Annotated in this window: 7 protein-coding genes; 2 read left to right on the top strand and 5 right to left on the bottom strand. The window is 42.5% G+C overall.

Annotation, left to right across the window (positions count from 1 at the left end; translation table 11 throughout):
• Nucleotides 1–161 precede the first annotated feature (161 nt).
• The 3 genes from DDZ16_RS18460 to DDZ16_RS18450 form a co-directional block, all read right to left on the bottom strand.
• A complete protein-coding gene (locus DDZ16_RS18460; protein WP_109265966.1) occupies nucleotides 162–890 on the bottom strand; it encodes a GntR family transcriptional regulator in 729 nt (242 codons plus the stop codon).
• Between the two features lie 166 nt (nucleotides 891–1,056).
• A complete protein-coding gene (locus DDZ16_RS18455) occupies nucleotides 1,057–4,425 on the bottom strand; it encodes a family 16 glycoside hydrolase (protein ID WP_109265965.1) in 3,369 nt (1,122 codons plus the stop codon).
• Nucleotides 4,426–4,460: 35 nt separating this feature from the next.
• Complete coding sequence (locus DDZ16_RS18450) at nucleotides 4,461–5,777, bottom strand: Gfo/Idh/MocA family oxidoreductase (RefSeq protein WP_109265964.1); 1,317 nt, start codon at nucleotides 5,775–5,777, stop codon at nucleotides 4,461–4,463.
• Nucleotides 5,778–6,159: 382 nt separating this feature from the next.
• Here DDZ16_RS18450 and DDZ16_RS18445 point away from each other — a divergent pair, with 382 nt between their 5' ends.
• Entirely contained in the window at nucleotides 6,160–8,622 is a 2,463-nt protein-coding gene (locus DDZ16_RS18445; protein WP_109265963.1) for a LamG-like jellyroll fold domain-containing protein, read from the top strand.
• Between the two features lie 87 nt (nucleotides 8,623–8,709).
• Here DDZ16_RS18445 and DDZ16_RS18440 read toward each other — a convergent pair whose 3' ends face one another.
• Nucleotides 8,710–9,090: a DUF3127 domain-containing protein gene (locus tag DDZ16_RS18440; RefSeq protein WP_109265962.1), complete on the bottom strand. Its 381-nt coding sequence runs from the start codon at nucleotides 9,088–9,090 to the stop codon at nucleotides 8,710–8,712.
• Nucleotides 9,091–9,107: 17 nt separating this feature from the next.
• Nucleotides 9,108–9,560: a peptidylprolyl isomerase gene (locus DDZ16_RS18435; RefSeq protein WP_109265961.1), complete on the bottom strand. Its 453-nt coding sequence runs from the start codon at nucleotides 9,558–9,560 to the stop codon at nucleotides 9,108–9,110.
• 981 nt (nucleotides 9,561–10,541) lie between these two features.
• Here DDZ16_RS18435 and DDZ16_RS18430 point away from each other — a divergent pair.
• Nucleotides 10,542–12,122, top strand: a complete 1,581-nt coding sequence (locus tag DDZ16_RS18430; protein ID WP_109265960.1) for an endonuclease/exonuclease/phosphatase family protein — start codon at nucleotides 10,542–10,544, stop codon at nucleotides 12,120–12,122.
• The last annotated feature ends 348 nt before the right edge of the window (nucleotides 12,123–12,470 follow it).

Here is a 12,470-nt window from a genome sequence, read left to right as displayed (position 1 = left end):
GATATTGAAAATGTGCATGTAAACTCAAATATTCACTTAAACATAAAAAGCTGATCACAAGCCTATTGTAAAGGTTTAGCGAAGTATTGCTTTTACAATTAAAAAGTTAATTACTTACCGGAGACTGATATGACCTATAAATGAATCAGACCGGATGTTTCTCACCTCCTGATATCAATGGTATAAGTGAATTTATCTGCCCGGTAAAAGCCCAGATTGTATTCCAGGGGTAACTCCCCTGCATCATAAACAAATCGCTCCCTCACCAATACCGGTTCGCCCTGACTTATTTTTAAACGTCCGGCAGTAATAGAGGTAGCCAATCTGGCTTTAATTTTTTCCTTTGAAAGTGATGGAATTACATTACAATCATGCTCCAGAATATCGTAAAGGGGACGGGAAAAATTCTCTTCACCGGTAAGTCCAATCCTCGGATGAAAAAAACTCTCGAAAAACACAAAAGGTCCTTCATCATCTCCACGTAAGCGACTTACTTTTAATACAAGTACATCCTCAGGCAATTCAAAAAAACGACCTACCTTTTCACCGGCTTCAACCCATTCAGTGACCAGTTTGTAATTTTTGAATTTCACTCCCTGCTCATTCATCTCCTGAGTAAAACTCTGCCATTGTTGAAGATGTGTCACCACGCTCTGTTCTGCTACCTTAGTACCAACCCCTTTCTTTCGCATCAGCAGTCCTTCATACTCAAGTTTATTGGTGGCCTGACGAAGTGTATTTCGGGAAATCCCCAACTCTTTGGCCAATTCAACCTCCCTTGGTAAAAAAGCACCCTCACGAAAGGGAGATTGTTTTATTAACTCCCGAAGTAATTTTTCCACCTGCGCATGAAGTGGCACCGGACTGTTATGATCAACTTTCAAATCCATAAAAACCTTTGTTCAAACATATGGACAAATATAAAAAAGTTTTCTACAGTTGCCAATACCACCATCACTCTAATTTCAAAAAATCGCAACAAAACACATTTCAATCAATTAAAGAGGCTCTCCAGTAAAGACACCGGAGAACCTCACAGATAATCAATGAAAGAAGCTACAGTTTTTTAATTCTAATATTACGGAAATAGACCACCGATCCATGACCAAGGAATCCAATATGTCCGGACATACGATCCAACCCCGGATGATCCTTTCCGTCAAGGGTTCCATTCTCCGAAGCTTTCTCTATATCTCCATCCAAAATAACCTGATCATTCAAAATAACTTTAACATGAGTTCCATCCACAATCACTTCCTGACTGTTCCATTCTCCCACAGGTTTCAGATATCCGCGTTTTGCTGGAATCACGCCATACACCGAACCATGGTACTGGTAGGGTTTGAGATTGGCATAAACGGGCGCAGTATTATCCAGTATTTGCAGCTCCATACCAACATAAGCAGCATCACCTACAAGCGGAGCCCGAATCCCCAGCCCATTATTGGCGCCGGGAGTTAACTTAAATTCAAAGCGATAAATAAAGTTATCATACTCCTCTTCAGTAAACAGATTGCCATGACCTCCTCCCTGAGGCTTAACAACAATTTGTCCTTTTTCCACCAGGTAATCTGTTTTATTGCCTTGCCAGCCTGAAAGATCAGAGCCATTGAACAACGCTACAAAACCCTTTTCCTGCTCCTCTTCAGTAAGATTGTGTGCACTGCTGTCGATTTCCTTTACATAAATATCCCTGAAGGCCAGATTCGTGCCATGGGCCTGCAATTCAACAGGTCCTTCGGGAAAAATGGGCATACTGCGGTCCCAGTAATTTTCCATCACCACATTATCCACAACCAGTTGTCCATTAAGATAGACGGTTACTTTTTCACCCACCATTTTTATACGGAATGTGTTCCAGTCACCCACGGGGTTATCAGCCACAACCAGCGGGTCACTCTCATGCTTCTGGTTGTTGTACAATCCGCCGGAACCTACCTGGGCACCAACTTCAACACGAGATGTGTCCCAAACCTGAACCTGGGGCGTACCGCGCAGATAAATACCACTGTCGCCATCTTTGGTGATGCGCCAATCCACGATCATTTCAAAGTCGCCATACTCCTCAACTGTGCACAAATTGGCACCCTTCCCGTTGAAAACAATCTTTCCATCCTGAACGGACCAGGTTTCATGCATCTCTTCATTGGCCTTCTCCTGAAGATTTTCCAACTCACTTTCTGAAAGCTGTGCTTTCTTTATGGGATTGGCCACAAAACCCTGCCAGCCACTCAGGTCTTTGCCGTTAAACAAGGAAACATAACCCGTTCCTTCGGGCATCTCTTTCAAATAATTATCAATATCAATTTTAAGATACTGAGCATCCTGACCGGTGATTTTTTCTTTGGCTTCTCTCAATCCTTCTTCGATTAAATCCCCTGAAAGTCCTGTATCTTTGCCGGGGGCAGGCATAGCAATATTGGCCATGGCATTAGCAGCATAATCGGCCAGATTTTCTTCATCAAGGAATTTACGGGCGAAGACAAAAGCCAGGAAAGTATCCAAATCACCTGCCGCCTCCAAAACTGCCGCTTTTTGATCATCATCCTGCGCTTCAGCCATCACTTTCCGAAGCAGCAACAACTTCTGGTCATCCGGAAGGTTCGCATCATCCACCATATTCACATAACCATAAAAGACTTTGCTTTTGTGACTGAGGGGAAAATCTCCTGTAATAACATGATGTAAGACAGTAGTGGCATAGTGATCATTCCAATTTATTAGTGCCTCCAGAGAGGTTTGAGAACTGTTTTTACTATAATCCTGCCAAACGGCATCAACCGATTCACGTCCTCCAATGCCGCTAAAGACCGATAGGTATTTTTCAGATTCATCATCAGAAGAAGCCGCCTGATAAACCAATTGAACAGCCGCCACTTTATCCGGCGCCGACTCAACAGCTGCCACAATAGCCTCTCCAACAGAGTTTATGACCTCTTTTTTGGTTATTCTATTGAAAAGCTTTAACAGAGCTCTTAAATTTTGCTCTTCCGAAACTTCCTTCAGAGTTTTTAGTGCTTCATGGCGAACCTGACCTTCCTCAGAATCGGCAGCTTTATAAACAGTATCAAAAGCCCGGGCATCGCCTCTTGCAGCAAAACACTTCAACACTGCAACCTGAGCTTCTGCCGGTAAAGAAGAAAATCTTTGGGTCATCAGTGACAGTTCGTCTCGGGAAGCAGCCACCAATAAAGCTTCCAGTCCGGCTTTCTGATCTGCCACACCGGATTGGGATTCCAGATAGTCCAACAAAGGCTCCACTGCTTGTCCCTTTGCTAAAAGGGCATAAGTCATTGCAGCCTCATTCCTCACGTCTGAGTTATTAGAATTCAAATACTGTGGGATGGCAGATTTCACTTCATTATCCCCCAACTTACCAAGCAGGTAAAGTACTTCTGCCTGCTTTCCCGGATAATCGGACTCCTTCAGGTAATCAACCCATTGACTGGCCGGAGATTTCACCCTAATAGCCTCCTGAATGATCGCCCCACGATATTCAGTATTTGAACTTTCCATTTGGTTCACCAGAAAGGCGGTTCTGGCAGGCTCTATCAATAAGGCCGACTGCACCAACATGGCCTGTATACTGACCTGAAGATCGCCGGTTTTTTTCTGAACTTTTTCTGCGATGGAAAGAGCTTCTGACGGGTATTCCTCTGCCACAACTTTGGCGTAATCCAGTAAAGCAATGGCTGCTGGTCCATTGTAATCGTCCGATCGGGCAGCTTTCATCAGATACTTTTCCGCATCGGGATGAGGCAGTTTAGATAGTGCCTCCCAGGCCACAAGCTGGCCTTCACCATTTGCATCCTCAGCATATTCAACGATTTGTGGCACATAAGCTTTGTCACCACTATTTCCCAGCCCTTTGATCAACATTCCTGCAACATCCTCTGATGCATCCGGTAACTTCTCCGAAAAGATTTCCGCCGCGACTTTTTTATCAATCAGCAAAATGGTTTTAATCACAGGCGCAACCAAATCTGCATTATCAATATAAACTGCCAGTCTTTCAAGACTCTTATCAGTTCCTGCAAATTCCAGGTTTCGAATAAAAAAGGCTTTTACATCCTTGTTTTGGGCTTTCTCTAAAGCATCCAGAAGAACGCCCTCCCAAAGCTGCTGGTCTGACTCATGATCAGATTGACTCAAATATTTGGAAAGACTTCCCACAGCAAAGCGGGCGCGCGTGTCATCGCCATCACCCGGCGGGGTTATGCGATCGCAAATATCGGTCATTCCCTCTTTTTCAAGAGTCAGCATCTCTTCCATGAGGCGGTCACGATGTTCAGCATCATCCACAGGCATCTGCACCAAAAGATCTGCTATCCTGGTTTCAAAAGTCCTGTTATCCTGCGCTATTGCAGGATTTATGATAAGTACCGCCAGAAATAGCAGACATATTATATTTCTGAATTGATTCATAATATATGTATCATTTTTAAGATTATACAACTTGTTTATATCTGCCACGGTCCCCGCATAGGCTGATCAATCAATCGGTTGGCACCCTCATCATTAATAAACACCTGAGCAACAGGATCGAAATGAAGCGTACGTCCCAACCGAAGGGCTGCAATACCCATATTGACGATGGTACAGGAGCGGTGTCCGTTTTCTTCGTTGAGTGCAAACTGGCGGCGGGTACGTACCGACTCATGAAAATCGGTCATCTGAGGTTCCGGATCAGGCAATGCCTGGACAGTCTGCTTCAGATTCGGGATATCAGAACGAAATCCATTGTAAATCTTCCCTTTTGGCCCTTCAATATAAGCGGCATCCTTGTCCCTGTTTTCGCCATCAAGGATAATCTGGCAACCATCTTCGTAGGTATAGGTAATCCGGCGCCAGGTACCAACGGCATCAGGATGCTGTTGCGGGGCATCCACCTCCACTTTTATGGGACTTGTATGGTCCTTGCCTAAAAGATATTGAACCGGATCCAGGTAGTGCTGGCCCATGTCTCCCAGACCACCACCATCATAATCCCAGTAACCACGAAATTTGGAATGCACCCGGTTAGGATTGTATGGTTTTACCGGTGCTGGTCCCAGCCACATATTGTAGTCCAGATGTTCAGGAACCGGCATTGGCGGAAGATTGTGTTCGCCTTTCCAATAGAACTTCCAGTTGTAGCCGGTGATGCCGCTCACGGTGACTTTCAAAGGCCATCCAAGCATACCACTATCTATTACTTTCTTCAAAGGTTTTACAGTGGTTCCCAGTCCGTAAAACGGATCTTTAAACCTGAACCAGGTATTCAAACGAAACATGCGACCATGTTTTTGAACCGCTTCAATTACCTTTTTACCTTCTCCAATGGTACGTGTCATCGGCTTTTCACACCAGATATCCTTTCCGGCTTCTGCAGCCATAACCGACATAATGCCGTGCCAGTGTGGAGGAGTTGCTATGTGCACCACATCCACATCTTTTTGTTGAAGAAGATCTCTGAAGTCGGTATAAGCCTTAATACCCTTACCCACTTTATCAATCCCCCGCTGAAGGTGATGACGGTCCACATCGCAAATGGCCACCAGCCGGCCCGGGCGATTCAAATGGTGACCATAACCAATGCCCCCCATTCCTATAATTGCTTTGGTAATTTGATCACTGGGAGCGGTGAAGCCCGGGCCTCCCAGCACATGCCGCGGAACAATGGTCAGTGCCGCAGCACTCAGAAGTCCCTTTTTCAGAAAATCCCGTCTTTTCAGGCCTTCACGCTCTTTTAATGACTCAGGATTCGTCCCAATGATTTCGTTTTTATTTTTTCCCATATCCTTGAAATTTGTTTTTGCAAGTTCTGTTTAGATCCAAATTGCTCATCCAGAATTTATGAATATTTTACATTATAATAAAGGACAAAATGATCATCCGATAAAAGGAAACGGATATAACGCATATTTTTTATCGGAATGAACCGGAGAGTTCACCCTCTCAATAACTCCCTACAACTTTAGCAAAATCAAGGGTATTGACAGGGGTAATAAAAGGTGTAATTTTAAAAAAACTGTTTATTTTTTATCACAACTAAAAACTAATGAAAAGCAATCAGAAAATAATAAATACAAAAAGACCTTTCAAAGAATTAAAAATATCCAATTATCTTTATGCCAATTCCGGAAAAAGATGTAATACAAAAAGGAGCTGCAGGTTTCTATGAAACTGAGAATAATAACACTTACAATATTTCTATATACCTTTAATATACAGGTTGTCCCTCAAAGCAACGAGGACAGCACATCCCTTATTGACATCAGCCAACCCTTGCTGGAGGTCCATCCCCGCAACAATATAAAACAACTCATCAACTCAGAAGTCAGGGCCTTTTGTCCTGTGCCCTATCCCTCAGGGTCCGGCAATTCACTCAATCAAATTTTTCAGCAATTAAAAGATGGAATTAAAGCTGTTGATAAAGGCCCGGTTATACTTATCAATAAACATTTTGACAACAATGAATGGGACAATGCACTGGAAAAATCAGGCCTCACAAAGTTTCTTTGCATACCTGCGGATAATAAGAACCTTACCCACTCCAACCTGTCATATTTAAAGAAGCAAATCATTTCTTTAAACAAAGTCGCCTCCAAATTTTCTTTTGGTAAAAATGAACATCTAAGCAATTTTTCTTCTTCAGATTCCATTTTATCAGAAGAAGAACTTAAAAGAGACCTACTGATTGTAAAGCTTGAAGAATCTGCCAAAGACACCATCCGGGATGTCTATTTCAATAATTGGATCGAACAAAATGCCCCGGACAAAAAGCAGGAAATAATCCCGCTACTGAAAATCTGGAAAACCTCAGGCAAACGCCCTCATTTTTTGTTAACCACCCCAATCAAACTGAACGAAGCCATAAAACTTTCCGGAATTCTCAATAAAATGCCATTTTACAGGGCCAAAGCGCTTAATAATCAAAAGCCCTATGCTCCAGTTTTTTCCGGCAACAACCCGGATTTCAGGAGCGGTGGACGGATGAGTTTTCCTTCTCCCCCCGGTCACAGAATAATTTTTTCGCCCAGAACCAGGGGGCTGAGGTTTTCACCTGACATATTAATTTTCACCCGGGAAAGTCAAAACCGGGAGGTAACTTTTCGCGGATTTCCGCTGTCTCTTGCAGATGACCGGGTAGTATGGTTTCATTTTAATGAAGAATATGCCCCTTCCTCTCCGGATGTTAAGAAACTGATTCATCCGGCTGATTCTTTAATGGTAAAAGATTCGGAACGTGGACTAGCTTTTCAGTTCAACGGACAGGAAGACTATCTGGATTGCGGATCTTCCCTGGATATTGATTTCAATCAGCCCATATCAATTTCTGCCTGGATAAAACCCGAAAAAACCGATTTAAACCGGGGGATTGCGGGCATGGGAAGAAGTTTTTCATTTAAAATACATGAAGGACAATTAACCTTTACTACAGCGGATATAAAAGACCACCGGTTGACAAATGCACGCATCATCCCTAACCAATGGCAACAAGTTGCGGTAGTGTTTGAGCCCCGCATGAAAATTTCACTTTACCTAAACGGACGAAAAATGGGCAGTCAGCAAGCTTCGGACATTCAAGCTTCAGACCACTCCATTATTATCGGTTCAAATATCTGGGGTGAGTTTTTTGATGGTTACATCGATGATCTGATGATCTGGAACCGCGCTCTTTCGGATGAAGAAGTTGCCAGCCTGGCAAAGACAGATGATCACATCATCAACCAGGAAACTAACTCTTCCAAAAAACCACAATTATCATTGATATACATACTGCTCATTTCAGTTTTGGCAGGGCTGACACTATTTTGGGGAATTAGAAAAAAGTCCAAAAAGAAACAGCCAATCGTTGGGGATAAGTCGTCTGTCAAAAATGACACATCTATGGATTCCACCCCCGGTGGTGACTTGATAAAGCTGTGTACATTTGGTGGTTTTAAAATCGTAACTCCCAACGGGAAAGACCTTGCTGCGAGATTCTCTCCCAAGGAAAAACAATTATTCATTTACCTTCTGTGGCACAGTTTAAAAACACTTGAAAAAGGCGTTTCCTCAAAACAACTGAGCAACGATTTATGGCCGGGAATGAGTTCGGCAAGGGCTAAAAACAATCGCAGCACATACGTGCAGCATCTGAGACAAAACCTTGAAGAAACCGGCATAAGCATTCTGTATTCTTCAGACCGGAAATGGCAGGTTAAACTACCTCCGGCCGATCATATGTTTTGTGATCTGGCCGTTTATCTAAAAACTATTAACGCTTTTAAAAACAACCCTTCACAGGAAACATTGAACCCGCTTACCGTCCTGCTGAAGAGGGGACCTTTTTTGAAAGATTCAGAAAGTGAAATTATTGACCATTGCAAAAGCGAAGTTGAGAATGAAATAATTCAAATTCTCACGTCTGATCAAACGATCAGTATAGCGGTAAAATCCAAATCACTGATATCTCCCCTGCTCAATGTTATTCGCCAATATGATCCTTTAAATGAAGCAGCCCTTTCACTCGAGATAGGCTGGCTAACCCAAAATGGACATCATGGCAGAGCTCTGGATGCATACAAACGTTTCAACAGAGATTACCGGAATTTTTATGGCGAACCTTTCCAAAAAGAAATGGCAAATTTCTGTTAATGCCCGGTTACAAAAAAAGGAAAGCAATGGAAATATTAATCCATGCTTTCCCTTTTTTAAAAATTATAGTCATTCCGGTTTTTTAAACTAAAACGGAAAGTCATCCCCACCTTCCTCGGGAGGCAACTCCTCAAGCTGGTCGGGCATTGGAGCTCCGGAAGGGGCATTTCCTGCTCCACCCCCTGCTTTGTCAATTTTCCAGGCTTCAAGATTGGTAAAATAGTTTACCCTTCCATCGCGTTCCCACTTTTTCCCGCGAATGTTAAAAGCCACTTTCACATCTTCTCCGATATTGAAAGGTTCAATCAGATCCACGCGATCCTGGGTGATTTGAAACTTAATGGTATCGTTCCACTCGGGATTTTTTTCGTTGGGCACATCAATGACAAATTCCCTTTTCTGAAATCTGTCTGAAATTTTCACAGTATCTTCTTTGACAATCAGCTTGCCTGTCAATTCAAAAGCCATAATTTGATTTTGGAGATTTATTCTATTACAATTTTTTCGATCTTGTCGCCTTCGCGTATCTGATCAATCACATCAAGTCCTTCGTATACTTTTCCAAAAACCGTATGCTGACGATCCAGGTGCTGTGTATTTTCACGACCATGACAGATGAAGAACTGAGAGCCACCGGTATCTCTTCCTGCATGCGCCATACTCAATACGCCCCGATCATGGTACTGGTTATCACCATCTAACTCACATTTAATGCTGTAGCCCGGACCTCCGGTACCCACGCGGGGATCACTCATATCTTTGGAATAAGGACATCCACCCTGAATCACAAATCCGGGGATAACACGGTGAAATGCCAGACCATCGTAAAAACCGTCTTTGATCAATTTTACAAAATTCTCAACAGTCCCGGGGGCATCGTCTTTATAAAACTCAATTTTCATTACACCCTTAGGGGTGTGAATTGCTGCTTTTTCCATAACTCTAACTCAATGAAATATAAATCAATAATCGTATTTTTCTAAACAAAACAGAACTACAAAGGTATGAAACCCATGGGAATTTTCAATTATAGAAAAGACAGATAATTTTGAGAATATGCTTTTCTACCTGGCATCTGTTTCCGGCACAATTTAATGATTCTTTAAATTGCGAATATTGCGACCATAAAAAAGCAACAAACATAAAAGATCAACTATCGTGCCTTCTGAACACAAAATTCTGAACACCCATCTTTATATCGTATTACTAAAGGCAATAGATCGTTAGTCCCGATGCTTCGGGATAGATATTAGATGTTAGTAGCCCAGCCGGGCGGAAGCCGGAAGCTGGAGGCTGGAAGTTAGAAGTTAGAAGCTGGAAACTTTCGAATATAAGAAATTTTGATTCTTTTTGCGGCATATTTAAAAAACTAAGAAAAGTCTTAAATATCGAATTTTAAGCGCTTTATGACACTACTTAGATAAAAAACAATTCGTATCATACTGAAATTCTGCACATTAACAAAAAGAATGCTCTTATAATCAATTGATTACGAATCTATTGTAATCCCGATCCATCGGGATAACGGACTATTGCAAAGGGACTCCTTCCATAAATTAATAACATACTATTCTACCAATATTGCAGCCCTAACAGGCCTTTGATGACTGACTAAACTTACTGTCCCTTCCAATATGCCCTTTACCCCTTGCCCTCTGCGCCTCTCTGTGTTCTCCGTGTTCTCTGTGTTCTCCGTGTTCTCTGTGGTTTTAAATTCTTAACCGGCAACGCCGGTTTAATTGTTTTACCACAGAGGACGCTGAGGAACACAGAGATGGATTTTTTAAAAGTAAAAAAATGACAGTCCCTTTACCTATGCCCCATTCCCTCTGCCAACGGATCACTGATTATTGTTCATTGATAATTGTTCAATGATAATTGAAAAATTTTATATCTTGCCATCTATCAAAAAATCATTCATGAAGCAATTCTACCTACTTTTACTACTGACTTTATTGATACAGGGATGCCGGGAAAGGGAATATGCCAAGCCAGGCCCTTCCCTCATTTATCTGAACTTCAACAACCAAATCAGAAACGAAGGTATTCTCCCGGTAGAATTCCGCGGTGAAAAATATGTCTCCTATGCAAAAGGAGTTTCCGACACCTGTCTGAATCTCACCCAATCGGCAGAATATCGCAAACCCATCATCGTCGAAAAAGGAGAAGCCAATAGTTTTAGCGACTATGAAGGGATCACTTTTATGCAATGGGTAAAGACAATTCCCGGTGACCCCAACAGTTATGTCATTGCAGGCCAGAAAGGAGCTATTGAAGAAAACCGGTCCATGGGATGGCTTATCAGAAAAACCCCAACCGGCGGTTGGAAATGGGAAATCAGCGACGGGATAAACCAACTGGACTATTCCCCCACAGCTGAGCACCAGCCAATCAGTGACGGGCGCTGGCACCAGATTGGTTTTTCTATAGAAAAAAACGACCGCGAAGCACGTTTTTATTACGATGGAAACCTAAAAGCCATCTTTAGTCTGGAAGGGATAGGTAATGTTTTTCCTGCAAATTCACTCTATATAGGAAGTGACCCGATGGCCGACGACCCCCGAATAAGTTCGTTTAACGGGATGATTGATGAGTTAGGAATCTGGTCAAGAGTACTGTCAGATGCCCAAATTGCCGGATTGTACAGATTCAACAGTGGCAAAAAACTAAAACCTCTGCCATCTGTATCGGATTCCCTCACAGTGATGACCTGGAACATTTGGAACGGAGGCACCAGTCAGGGCAAGTATGTGGGCGTAAAGCATATTGCCAGCATCATGCGGAAATCAGGCGCAGATGTTATTTCTGTTCAGGAGACCTTTGATTCAGGTGAGATGCTGGCCGGTGAACTGGATTACTATTTTTACCGGCGCAGCAGAAATCTGAGTATCCTATCCAGATATCCCCTGTCCAAAAGCTACAATGCCTTCCGACCAAAGCATTTTGGAGCAATCCAACTTGATATGGGAGAGGGTCGAAACATCCTGGTCGCTCCTATCTGGTTAAGTCAACGGCCTAACTTATCGGCCTATTTTCTTAAAAATGATGCTTTGGCAGATACCATCGAAGTAAGAGAGATGGAAACCCGCGGACGGGAGACCAACTTTTTGCTAAGCGAAATCAGACCCTTCATTCAAAAATCTGACGACACCCCCATTATCATAGCGGGCGATTTCAATAGTGGCTCTCACCTCGACTGGACCGAAAGGAACAAAGAAAACCACAATGGTTTGGTGGTTAACTTCCCGGCCACCCGTTTTATTAAAAACTCAGATTTCATAGATGCTTATCGCCAGATCTATCCTGATGAAATGGAAACCCCGGGTCATACATGGTCTCCTCTCTACAACCAGGGCCTCCAAAGCAGAATGGATTTCATCTTTTACAAAGGAGATAAAATTAAACCCTCAACTGCGATGGTTATTGATACCTGGAAATACGAATTTCCTTCCAATCATGCAGCTGTGGTGGTTTCATTTTTACTGAATGATGAGGAATGAAGGAAAGGGCTTTGCGGGGGAAAGGTTAAGATGGTGGGATGGTGAAAGGGTGGAATGGACGGAGGGCATTAAGAATGTCCTTTTTTATCTAACCATCTTTTTTGAAGGGGGACTGGTGGAAAGTAAGAATGGGGGTTAATGATCAGTAATAAGTTTATCAGAAGTTAGAGGCTGGATGTTAGATGTTAGAAGAGGATAGATAATGTCCTATATCTTCTAGTATCTTTTATCTAAGTAAAGTCATAAACCATTTAAAACGTGTTTTTTATAATTTTCTTAGTTTTTTAAATATGCCGCAAAAAGAATCAAAATTTCTTAACTTCGAAAGTTTCCAGCTTCTAACTTCTA

It is taken from the genome of Marinilabilia rubra, assembly GCF_003121985.1.
In the GTDB taxonomy this organism is placed as follows: domain Bacteria; phylum Bacteroidota; class Bacteroidia; order Bacteroidales; family Marinilabiliaceae; genus Marinilabilia; species Marinilabilia rubra.
This window is presented reverse-complemented; position numbering and strand designations above follow the sequence as displayed.